Below are 17,463 nucleotides of genomic sequence, written 5' to 3' on the forward strand. Positions count from 1 at the left end.
GAGAATAACGAGTTAATGCAATCAACGCTTTGCTAGCATCTATTTTCCCTAACGCCTGAATAGATCATTTATTTATCCAGATTGGTATTAGTGTTATTGAAATAATATAATTTTAAAGTAGATCTGTTGATATGGTCGAAAATAGGTTAACCAAGACTTATTTCAATGAAAACGATATGATGTGCTTTTTTAAAGATTGTAACTTTTAACTAGGAGAGTACTTTGAATCAATTAATCAATATCCTTATTTGTATTTTTTTACCACCATTAGCTGTACTGTTAAAGTTTGGATTAGGAAAAGACTTTTTTATTAATTTAATATTAAGTATTTTCTTTTGGGTGCCTGGCATCATTCACGCTTTATGGGTAACTACTAAATAACTACTAAGTTGTTTTAACAAGCTCAACAAAAAATGCCCCAGTAGCCTACTATTGGGGCATTTATTTTATTTTATTGTAAATTTAACGTCGGCATCACGTAATAAATAAAGTGCAAAACATGCTGCCCACATTGGCCAAGCGGCAAAGAATAATAGGCTGTTAAATGGGTCTGCATATTTTGCAAACGCAGATAATGTTGAACCACCGTGCATTAAAAAGATAAGACCGTAGGTAAAACGTTTTTTAATACCGGTTACAAAAGCAAGTACTAACAATAGCTGTAATGCACCTAGTAGGTAGGTGATCATGTGGCTAGAGCCACCAATACCATAGAATTTATCAAATACGCCAATTGAATGAGCAGGGTTAACAAACTTGTCCATAGTCCAAATAAACATAACAATAAAAACACCTAGGCGAAGTGCGAGTAAACTATTTTGTAGACGATCTGTTAAAGCTGGTGAAATAGACTGAGACATTGAATTTTCCTTTTAGGTTTTTTTATAGAGAGATTAAAAAAATTAGCTTTATTAATACAAATAAAAAACCCAGCTAAAAAGCTGGGTATTATGATTAATTATTTGATAGTGAATTTCACATCTTCATCACGTAATAGGTAAAGCGCAAAACATGCTGCCAACATTGGCCAAGCAGCAAAGAATAGTAGGTTGTTAAAACCATCTATATATTGATTGTAAGCGGAGAATGTTGATGCAGCATGCATTAGTAATATAATGCCGTAAGTGATGCGTTTTTTAATGCCAGCCAAAAATGAAAGTACTAGGATTAGCTGTAAAGCGCCGAGAATGTAGACAATAGTTGTACTACTTCCTATACCATAAAATATTTCAAACACTTTAGCGGTATGACCAGGATTAACAAACTTGTCCATAGTCCACATAAACATAACGATAAAAACACCTAAGCGCAGTGCAACAAGAGCACACTGAAGACGATTCTTTGTATCTGTTGATAAAGCTTGTGACATGGTTTTTCCTTAAATAAAATATAATAGTTTTAGTGCAGAGATAACAAAGACCGTCATCAAATTCATTTTATTTCACATTTTTTAAAAATATTTTAATTATTTTTTAATAAATCACGGGTTGCCGATAAACTAAGCTACTTAAAACTGCTAAGGGAGCATTTTAAGTAGATAATAGTTGTGAATTTTTTTAAGCCATCTCAATTAGATTAATAATGACTAATAACTTCAAATAATGAAAATACATTAATAAAAAACAAGGCATAAATGAGAAAAATACTAATAATTTGTATCGTGCTAGCGGCTGGTTGGTACGCCAATAAGTTGTATAAAAATAATGAATTGCCTTTTGTACAACCTTCTTCATCAAGTGTCTCGATTGATGATAAAATCAAATGCATCACTAAAGAAGGTCGCATTTTATATGGGAAGGTACCTGACGACGTCGTATGTGAAAGACGAGAATCAGTTAAAGCCTCAATCGTTATACTTTCAAGTGATAAGAAAACCAGCAATAAAGCATCTAACCAAAAAAGTGACAATATTAATTCAGGGTTTCAATATTCAGAATTTCAATGTGATGGTCGAACCTATTGTAGTCAAATGAGGTCAAGAGCCGAAGCTGAGTTTTTTATTAATAACTGTCCAAATACTAAAATGGATGGGGATTATGATGGCATTCCTTGTGAAGGGGGGTCACGTTTCTGATGTTCTTATACCGATTACATTAAGTAAGTGAGCTAAATTTTGCGCAGGAAAAATGAGTTAGTTCAAGGCGGAAATTGAGCTAAATGGTTGTTCCCTTTACGAAATTTACAACGAAGAAATAAGTTATTTTAACAAGTAAAATAGATAACTTAATTAGTGTGATTGGTATTAATATCTGTTTGAACTTACTTTTCAATTGAGCTGTTTGAATTGATACATCTTAAACTAGAAAGCTTAAACGAAAGAAGCCCAGTAAATACTGGGCTTCTTTTATCTATTAAATTACTAAACTATTATGCTTATTGATTTAACGTTTGTTAGATTGGCGACGACGGCCTTTTTGTGCTGTTTTAGGTGCATGGGCTGCATTTGAATCAGGTACAACTAACTTTGGCTCAAAACCTTCAACAACGTCTCGTTTAATGAAATAACCTAAATGGCGTTCGATAGCACATAGGTTTCTGAAGTCATCACGTGAAACTAATGAAATGGCTTCACCTGCTGCACCAGCTCGGCCAGTACGACCAATGCGGTGAACGTAATCTTCAGCTTCATCAGGTAAATCATAGTTAACAACACGTTCTAGATCGTCAATATCAATGCCACGCGCTGCGATACCTGTTGCCACTAAGAACTGAATTTTACCTTCTTTAAAGTCTGCCATTAATTGTTCACGTACCGCTTGGCTTCGTCCACTATGGAAAGATTCCGCTGCTATTTCACGTTTCTCTAATTGGCTTACTAATTTAGCGGCGCCACGTTTAGTTTCAATGAAAATCAACGCTTGTTGCCATTTATTCTCATGAATTAAATGACTTAATAGTGCCGATTTAAATTCTTTATCTACGGTGATCAAGTGTTGTTCAATCTTGGGTACGGTAACATTTTCAGGTGCAATTGAAATTTCAACTGCATCTGTTACAGCCGTTCTTGCTAAAAAGCGTACTTGTTTAGAAAGAGTTGCAGAGAATAATAAATTTTGACGCTCTAACGGTAACTTCTCAACGATTTTATTGATGTCGCTGATAAATCCCATGTCCAACATACGGTCTGCTTCATCTATTACTAGGGTGCTGGTTTCATCGAAATGAATAGAGCGACTCGTGTACATATCTAATAAACGACCTGGCGTTGCGACTAAAATATCAACCCCTTCAATAAGGCGTTGTTTTTGTGGTTCAGCATCGATACCACCGTACATAGCCATTGAGGTAATGCTTAGGTGCTTTGCATAGAGTTGAATATTAGCTTCAACTTGAATGGCTAGCTCTCGTGTAGGTGTTAAAATCATGGCATGAACACGTTTAGGGCGAACTAAAGGCGCATCAATTAATTTTTGTAAGATAGGTAATACAAAACTTGCCGTTTTACCTGTGCCTGTTTGTGCTGCTGCAATCAGGTTTTTACCTTTTAACACAACAGGAATTGCTTTTTCTTGGATGGGTGTTGGCGCTTCGTAACCTTGTTCTGTTACAGCTTGTACAATTGGATCACTTAAACCAAGGGATGAAAATGTCATTTTTTGTCTCTACTTATCAAGTTAAAATGGTATAAAACGGCCACATTTTTACATAATCAAAGTATCAAGCGTATTTCACTGCTTTTGAAAATCAACGGTGAGATGTATGACAGAAATGGAAAAGTGACAGGTTTTATGGGTTTGTTATTAATTACATTACTAGTTTAATAGTTAATTAAATCATTCGTTAATTATACGTTGCTTAATAGTCTATTTAATTTTTATTTTTAAAAATACTGTTTATGTATTTTAAACTTTCCTCTATCAGCGTCTATATTTTTATACACTGATAGAGGCGTTACACATTTGACTCTGTAGAAGTTACGCTAATTTTTTAGCTTCTGCCTGACTTGCTAGGTATTCATTATAAGTACCTTGGAAATCAACCACTTTTGTATCTTTAATATCGATAATACGTGTTGCCAATGAAGAGACAAACTCACGGTCATGGCTTACAAAAATAAGCGTACCTTTGAATTCTTTTAATGCATTGTTTAATGCATCAATTGCTTCTAAGTCCATGTGGTTAGTTGGTTCATCCATTACTAGTACATTAACGTCTTGCATCATTAACTTACCAAATAATAGACGGTTTTTCTCACCACCGGAACAGTTACGTGCTTTTTTGTTCGCATCATCATCGGTAAACAATAAACGACCTAACATACCACGCACGATTAAATCGCTGTGTTTGCTAGTGCGCCATTGACCCATCCAATCCATCAAGGTTAAGTCATTATTAAAATCTTCAGTGCTGTCTTGTGGACAGTAACCGATAGCCGCATTTTCAGACCATTTAACAACACCTTCATTGTGAGCAAGGTCATTCACTAAACAACGCATGAAGGTCGTTTTACCTACACCATTCTCACCAATAATCGCAAGTTTAGCGCCAGCTTCTAAAATAAGATCACCACCACTAAATAATGGACCTTCTTCAAAACCATGGCCTAGGCCTTCTAACACTAATGCTTGACGATGCATTTTTTTACCTTCATCAAAAGAAAGAGAAGGGTGCATACGACTGGTTGCTTTCACATCATCCAGTTTGATTTTATCCATTTTCTTAGCGCGTGAACTTGCTTGTTTTGCTTTAGAGGCATTTGCACCAAAACGGTTTACAAAGTCTTGTAGTTCATCGATTTCAGCACTTTTCTTCGCATTTTCTGCTAATAGTTGTTCACGAATAAGTGAAGATGCTTCAAGGAAATATTCGTAGTTACCTGGGTAAATACGTAATTCACCGTAATCAATGTCTGCCATATGTGTACAAACAGAGTTTAAGAAGTGGCGGTCATGCGAGATGATAACCATAGTACAGCGACGTTTGTTTAGCTCATCAGATAACCAGTTGATAGTGTTAATATCCAAGTTATTGGTTGGCTCATCGAGTAATAATAAGTCAGGGTTTGCAAATAACGCTTGTGCTAATAGCACTCGTAACTTCCAGCCTGGTGCCACTTGCTTCATTAAACCAAAATGAAATTCTTCTTCGATGCCTGCATCTAACAAAATGTCACCTGCACGACTTTCTGCCGTGTAGCCATCCATTTCAGCAAACTCACTTTCAAGCTCACCGACTTTCATGCCGTCTTCTTCAGTCATTTCTGGTAAGCCGTAAATACGGTCACGCTCTTTTTTGATTTCCCATAATGCTTTGTCGCCCATGATAACGGCGTCAATAACGGTGAACTCTTCAAAAGCAAACTGGTCTTGGCTTAATGTACCGACTTTAACACCTGGGTCTAATGATACGTTGCCTGAACTTGGCTCTTGCGCACCCGTTAAAATCTTCATGAACGTTGATTTTCCACAACCATTAGCACCAATTAACCCGTAGCGGTTAAAGTTACCAAATTTAGCAGAGATATTTTCAAATAAAGGCTCTGCGCCAAATTGCATCGTAATGTTTGCGGTAGATATCAAAGTAAAGATTCCATCAGTTTAGAGCAAGCGGTCATTTGCCAATTGGCTATCAACAACGTTGCAGAAATAATAAGGTCGCGAAGTATACAGATTAAGCAATTAAAATGTCGAATTATGTGAGTAAAAGCAGATTATTTTTTGTTTTATTTTTGTACAGGGAAGTTAGGTTACTCTTTTGTGTTTTAGGTTCGTCTGCGCTTATCTTTTCATTTTTATATTGTTTGGCTGTGTTTTCGCCCTGTTGGTGACTTTACTTGTCCTGGGTCACAAGAAACTTCTTGCCCACAACAGGCAAAAGACTGATACCGAATCGCTTTCTGCTGTTGCTGGAAGTTATCAATTGCTTGGGAAAGCTTAACGGTGACCTTATTGTAGTCACGCTGAGTAAGTTTTTATATTTTTTATTTAATCGTTTGATTTAATGTTTTATTACACTAAAGTAACACCTAATTTATCAAATTAAACTATTCCGCCTTTCCACCGTAAATACGGAATAAATCGGGTTAATAAACTGTTATACATCTAAGGAAGCAATGTGGGTAGTTGGAATTTAAAAGTACTTAAAGAACGCTCAATTGCAATCAATGGTGAAGATAAATCAAGTATAGAGAGAATTAACTCTACGAGTAGAGCCATAGATATATTTTGCTACCATCTTGAACAAGCCAAAATCCACAATGATTTAACCATAGGTTCAACACCACGAGAACAAATGGAGTTAGTCATGCCTCCAGAAGAAAAAAGGCTTGAGGTGTGGGAAAGGAAATTAGCAATACAAGCTAATACTCAAGCTTGCATACACACAGCAAGATCAATACATGATCTATTTGCGCAACTTGTAAATGGTTTACTGTTTAAAAATCCGATAGCTGTCCACGATTGTGATGTATATAAAGTAATTCAAAAACTTGAAGAAGGTGAGTTAAAGACTACCCTGTTAAACTTGTTAGATTCATTTGAGTTCAAGTATGTAAATGCATTTGTAAATACCATTAAACATCGTAATTTAGTTGATTTTGGAGCTTTAGTTTCATTCGAGGAAAATAGAAGTGGAGTACAGTTTAAAGGCTTTAAATTTAAAGGCGAACCATATGAAAAATTATGGGCTGAAGATGTATTAAAAGTCACATTAACCGTTAAAAATACGGTTATAACAGCAGGTTGTTTATTGAACCAAGAGTACGGTGCAATCGATGTATAACAAGCGGTTAAAACAGGACAAAATACAGTTGGCTGTTTTCGTTCCTCAACATTTTAGCCAACTACATTTTGCCTCTTAACAGGGTGTAGAGGTTGTAGAATAACTCGTTTTTTGTAAATTTATAAGAAATTGTAATTTTTAACTTGTTGTTTTATTTGGTTAATACATTTCAATAATAGCTGTGTTTTCTCGAAAATAGAGTAATTCTACAGCCTCGTTAGGCAAAAAAGGGGAATGCATTGGTCACTAGAAATATTCATAAAGATATATCTGCAATATGGCATAAATTTAATGGACTGAATCAGTGGGCAAATATTTCTCTGGAAGATGTTGAGAGATTTGCAATTGAAAAAAAACTTGAAGTGATTTCCATTGCTGAAGTTGACTTCGGTTTTATGCATCAGATTAAAGGGGTTTTGCTAAAAACAAGTGTAGGCTCGGCTATTTTCCCTCGACAAAAATTAGAAGATATAGAGTTATATCAAAAAAATATATTTCCAACCAATAACCTTGAAAGTTTTTGGAATGCTGTTGATTGGTTTTCTCCTGCATTTATATCTCATGCTCATACCTATGAGGCAATTAAAAAAAGTGGCATTGAAATTATTAATCACGGTATTTATAGACCAGAGGTTATTCAAAAGCGGTTCGAAAGATCTTTGACTTCGATTTATAATTTAGGAAATATAATTTCAACAACGGAAATCACGTTTCTTAACTCTGTAGCAATATCTCGACATGTTCCTCTAATTAGGGAATCCATTCTTACATTTTATAGTGGTATGAAAATAGTTGCTATTTCTGCATTAATTCCAATTGTTGAGAATATAATTACAACAATTCTCGGATCTTCAAATAATGATTTAACAATTACAGATAAGGTTAATAAATGCATCGATAAAGCTAGTGAAGCTGTAATTGATATTCATTTGTTAAGTGCTGATTGGATTCCGGATGAATATTTAGATATTAATGTTCTTAAAGTTATAAATGAGAGGATCTTTATTCTTGAAACGATACGGAGTTGGTTGCTAAATAGCTTTTATAAGAAAACCGATACTTACCAAAGCCATTCTGGTTTTAATAGACATGTTTTTGCGCATGCTAAATCTGAAATATGGCATAACTCTAATAACTTTTTTCGAGCGTTAGGCGTTATTCAAGCAATGGCTTTTGTCGAGAGCTTTGCCGTTGATAACAGCAAAATTATTATATCTATACCTGGGCATGACGAAAACTCAGAGGCTTTGCGCCAAGAAGTTTTTGCATGCCTTAATTATCAGGCTATTAAGCAACAAGTTCTCTCTCAGCAAAAAAACTCTCAAAATCTGCCTTTTAACCCTACTAGCTCAGGAGATGGCTGGTTAACTAGAGCTACGATTCTCTCAGATAAAATGAATAACGAGGTTATCATCAGGCTAAGAGATAATAATTGGGACTGCTACGCTATATCTGCTCCAGTTCAAGATGGTGAGTTTATCTCCTTACAAGCTAAGAAAAACAATAATGTTATAAAAGTAGCTCTTTTATTTTCCTGTGCTTCAAGTAATGATTTATATAAGTCTTTAGCTGAAGAACACGATTATATTCTTTATCAAGGTGCATCCTATCACCAAGACGAATATGCTCGTGGTGTGGATGCTATAATTCGTCCATTGAATGCATGGATTGCTCCTGAATAAATTGAAAAAAAAGTTTTGGACAGCCAAAACTTTTGACAGATGTAACTTCTCAAACTATCTTTTATAGATGCTTATTTTGCATCTAGGAGGTAGTTTTTATGACTCAATCTCGTTGCTCTCAAGTTTCCCTTTCAGATAGCCCTCAACAGAAGCAAGTATGAAGTTAATCGACTTATTCTCGATTAACTTCATTAGATTGTTTAGCACGCTGATATTATTAAGCTTAGCTTACAAACCTTGCTGGTATTGCGCATTAGTCGAGACAGTTACCATGCCTGTCACTGTTGCTGCTGCTTGCTGATCTCCCGCTAAGAAATCCTCAAAGTGCTTAATTAATTGCACCTTATCTTGCTTCTCTTTTGAACCTGAACCGATGTCAGTTAGGTCGATAAAGAACTCGTCAAATAAATCAGAGAAGTCTCTTACCGCATCAAAGTTTAAGAACTGTTCATGATTGTAAATACTTGGGTAACCACCTAGCTGCTTATCAACGGCGAAAGAGATACCTTTAACATTGGTAATTGTTGTCGCTTTTTGGCACTTCAACATACAGCCATCTTCAATACTTGGTTTGTTACAGCCAACGGTTTGTTGGAAGAAACATTGGCGGCTAGTCATCATCAATATTGGGTGGTAAATACTGTATAGCATTTTAAAGTTAGCTGGGCGTTTGATATTTTTGATTTGGTTACGGTTTATCTCGTTAGAAATAAATGCACCAGCACAATTAAGCTCTTCTTGCATGGTTAATAGTGCGTAAGAGTTAGTGGTGTTTAAAAACGGACCTGCAATCCATTCGATACCCATTTCAAATGCTTTATAAGCGATACCCGTATTATTAGTCACTATACGTTCAGGCTTTAACTCTTCCAAAATACGCACGGCTTCAATGTAGTCTTTGCCAATTAATACCGCTGGGAACCATGGAATAAAGCGTGGATTACGGGCTAAAATGTCACGCTGTTTGTTACAACGCTTTTTAAAACTTTCAGGTAATTTAAAGTAGATATCTGCGTTCGTTACGTCACCTAAGTGTGCATCTTTTTCATCGCTAATTAATATTGATAACGTAGGCGTTTCATTTAACTTAGGGTGCGACGTTAACGCTGGAAGTGTTACCGCAGAAATCACGTCTTTCTCACCATTAAGGTAGTAAGCCACTTTGTTTTTAACGTCAGTTAACTCTTTAAATGGAATTGTTAAGCTATCAGCAAGTTGTGAAAAATCAAATTCAGCCACATTATAACGGCTGTTTTTAAAGCTTTTAAAACGCTTTGCAATCGCATCTGATGTCACGGCTGATTGCTCTGAAGCAATCATTTTTGAGTTAGATTCTACAATAAAGGTTTTTTCATCAATCACGATAGTCACGGTGAACGGAGTATCTAATTGCCCTGAAAAGCTTAATGCTAAATCACTTTTATCAATATTTAAGGTCGCTACTTTAGCCGCAACTTCATCAACGATTTTATTTTTATCGTCACGTAAGTCTTGTTGTACTTCTTGAATTTGTACGACTGAAATTGCATTATTTTTTTCATTGGCATGGGTAAAACTGTTATCGCGTGGATTGTCGATAAACATGTCTTTAGTTAAATTGCCTTTCAAAAATGAGTTTGTGAAATCACGGTTAAATACTTTATATAAAGCAGAGTCATCGGCTAAGAGTTTACCGGTATCAACAAACGTATTGATCTGTTGGCGCCAGCTGTCGACGACGGTATGCACGTATTGTGCGCCTTTAATACGACCTTCAATTTTTAATGAGTCAACACCTGCTTCTACTAAATCAGGTAAATCAAACCACGCAGAGTTATCTTTTAAATTAAGTGGGAATTTATTGCCAGCTGCAGTGACTTCATATTCATCACGACACGCTTGGCTACAACGACCACGGTTACCTGAGTTACCAACACTGACTGAACTTGAGTAACATTGGCCAGAAAACGCGATACATAATGCACCGTGTACAAACACTTCGGTTAATACTTCGTTATCGTGTGCTAATGCAGTGAGGATCTTAATTTCTGTCAGATTTAATTCACGTGATAAATTGGCGCGGGTTGCACCAATTTTAGCAAGGAATAAAATTTGCCCTTCATTGTGCGTTGTAAGTTGTGTTGATGCATGAATATGTAAACTTGGGAAAAACTTTTTAACTAAGTTAAAAATACCTAAGTCCTGCACGATGATGCCATCGATACCGGTATTAACGAGCTGGTTTAATAGTTTAGTGAGCGTTGGGATTTCATGCTCTAAAATTACGACGTTTAGTGTGAGAAAAACCTCACATTCATATTCGTGTGCGAGCTTAATGATACCGACTAGATCATCAAAGGAAAGGTTAGCAGCACGGTTACGAGCATTAAAAATATCTAAACCACAATAAATGGCATTAGCGCCAGCAATGATTGCCGCTTTGATTGCGTCAACATCGCCACCTGGGGCTAATAATTCGATTTTTCTACTCATAACTTTTCACCATCTATTTGATTCATTTTTATTTTGAGGCGCGAGTTTACCCTTATCCTTGGCGTTTTACTATGCTATCTCTACTGTAGAATTAATAAGCGTTTATTTTAGCGATGATTTTATTGATAACGGTATAATAGCCTTTATTTTATTCTGTGTTTATTACGTAACTTTAGGGATAAACTAGATCTCATAAAGTAATAATGCCAATCTAAGTCATTATCTAGTAGTCATTTATGCTTGTTAAAATGAATCCTAGCTTCGTTGTTGATTTTGTAATGAGAATACTAGTTACTGCAATCAACGCCTTGCTAGCATCCATTTTCCCTAACGCCTAAATAGATCATTTATTAATCCAGATTGGTATAACTTCATCGCCTATTAAATTTATGATGCGCATTTCAATTTGATGAACATTTAAATAGGTATTCTTTATTCACTTTTCTACTCTAATATTGTTAACACAATTAAAGGATAAAACATGATTGAATTAGGCCAAAAACTACCTGCTACAACATTAAGTCAACTCACTGCTGATGGTATGGTTAAGCATGATGTGACTGAACTTTTTGCTGGTAAAAAAATCGTCTTATTTGCTGTCCCTGGTGCATTTACTCCCACTTGTTCTGAAGCGCATTTGCCAGGTTATGTTGTCCTTGCTGATAAGTTACAAGCAAAGGGCGTTGATTTAATTGCTTGTGTTGCAGTTAATGATGCCTTTGTGATGAAAGCATGGGGCGAAGTGCATAACGCGTCTGAATTGTTAATGTTAGGCGACGGTGATGCAAGCTTCACTAAAGCATTAGGATTATCAATGGATACTGAAGGTTTCGGCGGTATTCGTTCACAACGTTACGCAATGGTAATTGAAGACGGTACAGTGACGTTATTAAATGTTGAAGCTGCTGGTGAGTTTGAAGCAAGTACTGCTGAAACGGTATTAGCTGCGCTTTAGTCGCTTAGTTAACGCTGCTATTCAAACTATAGTACTTTAAGTCCACTATCGGCTCTAAAAAAGTATCTAAAAACGGAAGCTGAGCTTCCGTTTTTTATTGTTTTTTAAATGGTCTAAAAAGTAGATGTAAAATAATCAGTTGTTAGGTGGGGCTATTCCAATAGGTTTCCCGTCGTTGTTCTTTTAATTTTTTCATGGCTGTTAGTCACGTTGATAATTCACCTTTAAGCGGTGAATGACATCATCCTTTATAACATCACCCTTTATAACATTGCTCTAAAACATTAATCTAAATTAGGCTAATGGATTAACAACATTGCTTAAATCTGGGAAATAACAAATCACTTCCACACCCGCTTCTTTAGCTTGCTCAAATAAAACTGCATATTTTTTATCAATAAAGTCCGCTGCTTGTACTCGTTTAATACCTGAATGTAATACTGCAAATAAAAGAATACTGCGATGACCCTGTTGTTTCATTTCAATTAATTCACGTAAATGCTTTTGCCCTCGTGTGGTTACTGCATCGGGGAAGTATCCATCACCGATTTGATTACGTTCATCTAATAAGGTGCAGCTTTTTACTTCTACATAACAGTTCGCTTTATGGTCATCAGTTAATAAAAAGTCGATACGACTATTTTCTTCACCGTATTTAACTTCAGCTTTACAGTGTTGGTAGTCGAGTAATTCTGGAATTTTTTGTTGTTCAATCGCTTCTGAAACTAATGCATTGGCTTTAGCGGTATTCACACATATCCAGTCGCCAGCTTGAGTGAATGTAAATTCCCATGTGTATTGGTATTTACGTTTTTTATTATTAGAGGTGCTGTAAAAAACACTGTCACCTGGTTCTGCACAGCCAGTCATTGCACCTGTATTTGCACAGTAAATGGTCGTTTCAGTCCCATCTTCAAGAATTACATCAGCTAAAAATCGCTTGTAGCGTTTTATTAATATTGCTTTTTTAAGAGGCGTTTCAAATAGCATTTTTACTTATACCTTTATGGTTTAACTCATTATTTTTAATCTATCAATTACTTGTTTTTAATAGTTTACCAACAATTTTATAACAATTTAGTCATATTTTAATTATTCACCTCTTTACTATTTAAATGATAATCATTACCATTACGTTGTTGATGATTGATTAATCCCAAACGATGATTAAAATTTTTTAAAAGGGAGTACTAAAAACACATGGAAATGGAGGAGTCTGATATGACCATTCAAATTGAAATAGACGAAGAAAAGTTAATGCACTTATTCGAGCAGGGCGTGTTATGTGCTTCTGATTTTCGTTGTTTAAATAGTGAGTCAAAGCAACAAGTCTCTAAGTTATGCCTTACTAGTTGCTCTAAACGTTTAAAAACAATTACCTGCAATATCCCTATTGCTATGTATAAACAAGCACACTAGCTTTTTCCATTTATCAATGATCTCAAGGGATCTTATTTAAATGTTAGATTGCTTGGCTTGTTTTAACTTACGCCCTATATAGAGGGCTTAATATAGATGTTGGCCTTTTTTATTACTGTTGTCAGATAAAAGCCGTTAAGCAAGTCGTTGTTTAAAGGTTTCCTTAAATTTCACTAAACGAATATGATTAAATCGCTATTTAATATGCTGGCTATTATTACATTTCCTAAACAGATCACGTAAACTACGCGCTTATTTTTTAAGCCACTTTTCAGGTGAATCATGATACGTCTCAACCAAGTTAAATTACCGCTCGACCACAATGAAGATGCGTTGCAGCAGTTTGTCTTAACAAAGCTAAATATTACAGCACAGCAATTGGTTAATATTCATGTATTTAAACGTGGTTATGATGCCCGTAAGAAGAATCAAATTACGCTTATTTATACGCTTGATATTACGTTAGTTGATGTTGACGAAGCACAATTGTTAAGTGATTTTGAAACAGATCAAAACGTACGTGTTTCTCCAGATACCGATTATAAATACGTTGCGACAGCGCCAGCCGATTTAACTGAGCGTCCTCTTGTTATTGGTATGGGACCTTGTGGTTTATTCGTTGCGTTAATGTTGGCACAAATGGGCTTTAAGCCGATCGTATTAGAACGTGGTAAATCTGTTCATGAACGTGCAAAAGATACGTTTCGTTTTTGGCGTACCAGTGAGTTAAATACTGAATCAAACGTGCAGTTTGGTGAAGGTGGGGCGGGTACTTTCTCTGACGGTAAATTATATAGCCAAGTTAAAGATCCTGGTTTCAAAGGCTTAAAGGTAAAACAAGAATTTGTTGCAGCGGGCGCACCTGCTGAAATTATCTATGTAAGTAAACCACATATTGGTACTTATAAGCTTGTGACTATGGTAGAAAAAATGCGTCGTCAAATCATCGAATTAGGCGGTGAGATCCGTTTCGAAACGCGCGTTGAAGAAATTAATATGGAAGAAGTTGATGGCCATAAACAAGTTACTGGTGTGACGTTAAATGGCGGTGAAGTGATTCATTCTCGTTACGTCACCGCTGCTATTGGTCATAGTGCCCGTGATACTTTCCAAATGCTGCATGACAAAGGCGTACACATGGACGCACAGTCATTCTCTATTGGTTTCCGTATCGAGCATAAACAAGAGATGATTGACCAAGCACGATTTGGTCTCAATGCAGGGCATCCCATTTTAGGCGCTGCCGATTACAAACTTGTACATCATTGTAAAAATGGCCGTAGTGTTTATAGTTTTTGTATGTGCCCAGGTGGCGTAGTGGTTGCTGCAACCTCTGAAGAACATGCAGTAGTAACCAATGGTATGAGTCAATATTCACGTAGTGAGCGTAATGCAAATAGTGCGATTGTAGTTGGTATCTCACCTGAAGACTTTAATAATGACCCGTTACAAGGGGTTGCGTTACAACGTAAATTAGAGCGTCATGCTTATATCATGGGTGGCAGTAATTACGATGCACCTGCTCAAATGGTGGGTGATTTTCTTGCTGCGGGTAGCGGTAAACCTTATGAGAATGTTGAACCATCTTATAAACCAAATGTAAAAATGACTGATTTAAGCGAAGCATTGCCACAATTTGCCATTGATGCAATTCGTGAAGCATTACCTGCTTTTGCTAAGAAAATACGTGGGTTTGATAGTAAAGATGCAATGCTAACAGGTGTTGAAACACGTACTTCATCGCCAATCCAAATTAAACGTGGTGATGATTTCCAAAGTATAAATACACAAGGTTTATATCCAGGTGGTGAAGGTGCTGGTTATGCTGGTGGTATTTTATCGGCAGGCATTGATGGAATTAAAATTGCTGAAGCAGTTGCGTTAAAAATGTTGGCTGATTTAGAAGCTTAATTTATTAAGCTATTCTTTTATTTTAAGTAAAGTAATAAAGTAATAAAGTAATAAAGTAAAACTGAGAAAGGTAATCTCGCATTAAGCGTGATTACCTTTTTTATTATTTAAGCGTAATTAAAGCCTCAGAGGAATTAAAATCTAAGCTTTCAGCTTTAGACTTCAAGAATAGGAATTGGGCTAGTATTTTGTGATGCGGCAAAGTCGATCAGTTCTAGTAGCTTGTCTTGGATGATCACTAAATTTCTAGACTGCACGGCTTCTTCTAACGGTTCATTTAAAGACAAACCATAACTACGATACCCGGCCTTTGTTGGGATAGACAATGACATCGGAATGCCTTGCGCAACACCTCCGCCAATCAGTTCTATAGCACGATCTCTCATTAAGACAACCTTAGGATCTTGTATTGGTTGAAAGATAATACCATTTTCGTCAGAACGTAACATGATACCTGAAAGATCTGGGCGCCAACTGTCATCCAATTGACCCATAAAGCGCCATGCACAATACCAGTCTTGGCAAACAGAAGGGCGTTGCTGATAAATTTTACAACCGCCAGCTTCCATTAAATTTTCACAGGCTTGGTTAGCTGGTTTTTTGAAGTTTTTGTCATCAATAAGGAGTTCTACACAACAGGCTGTACATTCTCCACATTCTCGATTTTTTACTAAATGTGATTCGTTATCTTCACTCATTGTTACTACTCATTTATTCCGTGTTATGACTCATCATGTGACTACTAGTTATATTGGTGATTGTATTCGCTATTAGCTAAGTTTTTTTCACTTATTTTAGGCCTTCATTAACTTGGCTTTAGAAAATATGCGCGAATAATACAGTAATCGATGCGTTTATTCAGCGTCTGTTTTATTTGTATCTATATAGCTATAGCCAATAAATAAAGCCACTCTTATAAACGTTACATAAATTTAAGTATTTAACCATGTGGTTATCTTTGGTTGATTTATTAATACTACGATTTAAGTTTGATAATTTAATACTCTTCTCTCTTCTTGATTTTTAATACTTATCCCAATCACAATAAATAGCTTATCTATTTTACTTGTTAAAACAGCTCACTTCCTCGTTGTAAATTTCGTAAAGGGAACAGCCATTTACGCCTTGAATTGAACTGTTTTTCCAGTGCAAAATTTAGATAACATATTTAATGTAATCGGTATTACAATTTGTACTTCTACTTAAAAATCCTGTATATCTAAGACTCTCAATTTATTGGCTTTTTCGGATTAAGGAATAGAAATGAATATTGTTTTATTAGATGCATTAACGTTAGGTGATAGTGATTTATCGGTTTTTGATGGGTTAGGAAAACTAACTGTTTATCAAACAACAAGCTCAGAAGAAACGTCAGAAAGGTTGGCTGGGCAACAAGTTCTTATTACCAATAAGGTGGTGATCACTGCTGAGCATATGGCGAATCATCCTGAGTTAAAGTTAATTTGTATTTCAGCGACAGGCACTAATAATGTTGATTTAGTAGCTGCTGAAAAGGCGGGAATTGAAGTTAAAAATGTATCGGGTTATTCAACTGAAAGCGTTAGCCAATCTACTTTTTCTTTATTGTTTCAGTTAATTCATCAAAGCCGTTATTACGACCAATATATTGCAGAGAAACAATGGTGTGATAGTCCAATATTTACGCACATAGAACGTCCTTTTTATGAGCTAAAAGGGAAGCGTTGGGGCATTATTGCGATGGGCACTATCGGGCAACGTGTTGCTGAACTTGCCGGTGCTTTTGGTTGTGATGTTTGTTATTACTCGACGTCAGGTAAAAATACACAACAAAGCATTCCACAAGTTAGCTTAGAAGTATTATTAAGTGAATGTGATGTTATTTCTATTCATGCCCCATTTAATGCACAAACTGAAAACCTGATTGGTGCTGAACAGCTAAAACAGTTAAAAGCGGGGGCTGTGATTATGAATTTAGGACGTGGCGGTATTATCGACGAAGCCGCGATGGCAGAGGCGTTAGAAACACAAGATATTTATCATGCAACTGACGTATTAGCGGTCGAGCCTATGTTAGCAAATCATCCTTATTTATCATTAAAAGCATCACATCGTTTAGTGGTAACACCTCATACTGCTTGGGCAAGTGTAGAAGCTCGTGAATGCTTAATAGGTAAAATTGTAGATAACATTAATAGTTTTGTAGATAGCCAGTAAAACTATTAACAACACGTAAAGAAAAGCCCCGCTTTATTGGTATAAAGCGGGGCTTTTTAATGTTAATTGTTAATTATAGATTATGAATTACCATCAATAATCTTAGTG

14 protein-coding genes and 1 pseudogene are annotated in these 17,463 nt (G+C 35.9%); 8 read left to right on the forward strand and 7 right to left on the reverse strand.

The features are described from left to right. Positions 1-222: 222 nt before the first annotated feature. Positions 223-381 (forward strand): YqaE/Pmp3 family membrane protein, encoded by a 159-nt coding sequence (locus V6255_RS06545; protein ID WP_341627429.1) that lies wholly within the window; start codon positions 223-225, stop codon positions 379-381. Between the two features lie 65 nt (positions 382-446). On the opposite strand, the gene V6255_RS06550 is transcribed toward V6255_RS06545, so the two are convergent. Both V6255_RS06550 and V6255_RS06555 read right to left on the reverse strand, forming a co-directional pair. After that, positions 447-860, reverse strand: a complete 414-nt coding sequence (locus V6255_RS06550; RefSeq protein ID WP_341627430.1) for a hypothetical protein — start codon at positions 858-860, stop codon at positions 447-449. Positions 861-958: 98 nt separating this feature from the next. Continuing rightward, positions 959-1,369 carry a hypothetical protein gene (locus V6255_RS06555; protein WP_341627431.1) on the reverse strand — a complete coding sequence of 137 codons (411 nt, stop codon included), beginning with the start codon at positions 1,367-1,369 and terminating at the stop codon, positions 959-961. Positions 1,370-1,936: 567 nt separating this feature from the next. Here V6255_RS06555 and V6255_RS06560 point away from each other — a divergent pair. After that, positions 1,937-2,074, forward strand: a pseudogene (locus V6255_RS06560) (excalibur calcium-binding domain-containing protein); the annotation flags it as partial. Between the two features lie 307 nt (positions 2,075-2,381). Here V6255_RS06560 and V6255_RS06565 read toward each other — a convergent pair. Both V6255_RS06565 and V6255_RS06570 read right to left on the reverse strand, forming a co-directional pair. Continuing rightward, positions 2,382-3,593, reverse strand: a complete 1,212-nt coding sequence (locus V6255_RS06565) for a DEAD/DEAH box helicase (RefSeq protein WP_341627432.1) — start codon at positions 3,591-3,593, stop codon at positions 2,382-2,384. Positions 3,594-3,914: 321 nt separating this feature from the next. Next, entirely contained in the window at positions 3,915-5,519 is a 1,605-nt protein-coding gene (locus tag V6255_RS06570) for an ABC-F family ATPase (RefSeq protein WP_341627433.1), read from the reverse strand. Positions 5,520-6,054: 535 nt separating this feature from the next. On the opposite strand from V6255_RS06570, the gene V6255_RS06575 reads away from it, so the two are divergent. Then, positions 6,055-6,720, forward strand: coding sequence for a hypothetical protein (locus V6255_RS06575; protein ID WP_341627434.1), 666 nt, complete (start codon positions 6,055-6,057; stop codon positions 6,718-6,720). A gap of 239 nt (positions 6,721-6,959) precedes the next feature. Then, positions 6,960-8,402 carry a hypothetical protein gene (locus tag V6255_RS06580; protein ID WP_341627435.1) on the forward strand — a complete coding sequence of 481 codons (1,443 nt, stop codon included), beginning with the start codon at positions 6,960-6,962 and terminating at the stop codon, positions 8,400-8,402. Positions 8,403-8,630: 228 nt separating this feature from the next. Here the strand turns inward: V6255_RS06580 and V6255_RS06585 are convergent, their stop codons facing one another. Then, a complete protein-coding gene (locus tag V6255_RS06585; protein WP_341627436.1) occupies positions 8,631-10,874 on the reverse strand; it encodes a peptidase U32 family protein in 2,244 nt (747 codons plus the stop codon). Between the two features lie 481 nt (positions 10,875-11,355). Between V6255_RS06585 and V6255_RS06590 the strand changes: the two genes are divergently transcribed. Next, complete coding sequence (locus tag V6255_RS06590) at positions 11,356-11,829, forward strand: peroxiredoxin (RefSeq protein ID WP_341627437.1); 474 nt, start codon at positions 11,356-11,358, stop codon at positions 11,827-11,829. Between the two features lie 294 nt (positions 11,830-12,123). On the opposite strand, the gene sfsA is transcribed toward V6255_RS06590, so the two are convergent. Next, complete coding sequence (sfsA, locus tag V6255_RS06595) at positions 12,124-12,819, reverse strand: DNA/RNA nuclease SfsA (RefSeq protein ID WP_341627438.1); 696 nt, start codon at positions 12,817-12,819, stop codon at positions 12,124-12,126. 231 nt (positions 12,820-13,050) lie between these two features. Between sfsA and V6255_RS06600 the strand changes: the two genes are divergently transcribed. Both V6255_RS06600 and V6255_RS06605 read left to right on the forward strand, forming a co-directional pair. Further along, positions 13,051-13,248, forward strand: a complete 198-nt coding sequence (locus tag V6255_RS06600; protein ID WP_341627439.1) for a hypothetical protein — start codon at positions 13,051-13,053, stop codon at positions 13,246-13,248. A gap of 282 nt (positions 13,249-13,530) precedes the next feature. Then, positions 13,531-15,159 carry an NAD(P)/FAD-dependent oxidoreductase gene (locus V6255_RS06605; protein ID WP_025564291.1) on the forward strand — a complete coding sequence of 543 codons (1,629 nt, stop codon included), beginning with the start codon at positions 13,531-13,533 and terminating at the stop codon, positions 15,157-15,159. A 155-nt stretch (positions 15,160-15,314) separates the two neighbouring features. Here V6255_RS06605 and V6255_RS06610 read toward each other — a convergent pair whose 3' ends face one another. After that, positions 15,315-15,857 (reverse strand): hypothetical protein, encoded by a 543-nt coding sequence (locus V6255_RS06610; RefSeq protein ID WP_341627440.1) that lies wholly within the window; start codon positions 15,855-15,857, stop codon positions 15,315-15,317. 565 nt (positions 15,858-16,422) lie between these two features. On the opposite strand from V6255_RS06610, the gene V6255_RS06615 reads away from it, so the two are divergent. Continuing rightward, positions 16,423-17,355, forward strand: coding sequence for a D-2-hydroxyacid dehydrogenase (locus V6255_RS06615; protein ID WP_341627441.1), 933 nt, complete (start codon positions 16,423-16,425; stop codon positions 17,353-17,355). Positions 17,356-17,463: the final 108 nt, after the last annotated feature.

The organism is Psychromonas arctica (assembly GCF_038155225.1).
Taxonomy (GTDB): domain Bacteria; phylum Pseudomonadota; class Gammaproteobacteria; order Enterobacterales; family Psychromonadaceae; genus Psychromonas; species Psychromonas arctica_B.

Coding starts and splice junctions, on each gene's coding strand:
- sfsA (WP_341627438.1), bottom strand. CDS start 12,819: ATGCTATTTGAAACGCCTCTTAAAAAAGCAATATTAATAAAACGCTAC.
- V6255_RS06550 (WP_341627430.1), bottom strand. CDS start 860: ATGTCTCAGTCTATTTCACCAGCTTTAACAGATCGTCTACAAAATAGT.
- V6255_RS06610 (WP_341627440.1), bottom strand. CDS start 15,857: ATGAGTGAAGATAACGAATCACATTTAGTAAAAAATCGAGAATGTGGA.
- V6255_RS06590 (WP_341627437.1), top strand. CDS start 11,356: ATGATTGAATTAGGCCAAAAACTACCTGCTACAACATTAAGTCAACTC.
- V6255_RS06585 (WP_341627436.1), bottom strand. CDS start 10,874: ATGAGTAGAAAAATCGAATTATTAGCCCCAGGTGGCGATGTTGACGCA.
- V6255_RS06605 (WP_025564291.1), top strand. CDS start 13,531: ATGATACGTCTCAACCAAGTTAAATTACCGCTCGACCACAATGAAGAT.
- V6255_RS06555 (WP_341627431.1), bottom strand. CDS start 1,369: ATGTCACAAGCTTTATCAACAGATACAAAGAATCGTCTTCAGTGTGCT.
- V6255_RS06600 (WP_341627439.1), top strand. CDS start 13,051: ATGACCATTCAAATTGAAATAGACGAAGAAAAGTTAATGCACTTATTC.
- V6255_RS06615 (WP_341627441.1), top strand. CDS start 16,423: ATGAATATTGTTTTATTAGATGCATTAACGTTAGGTGATAGTGATTTA.
- V6255_RS06565 (WP_341627432.1), bottom strand. CDS start 3,593: ATGACATTTTCATCCCTTGGTTTAAGTGATCCAATTGTACAAGCTGTA.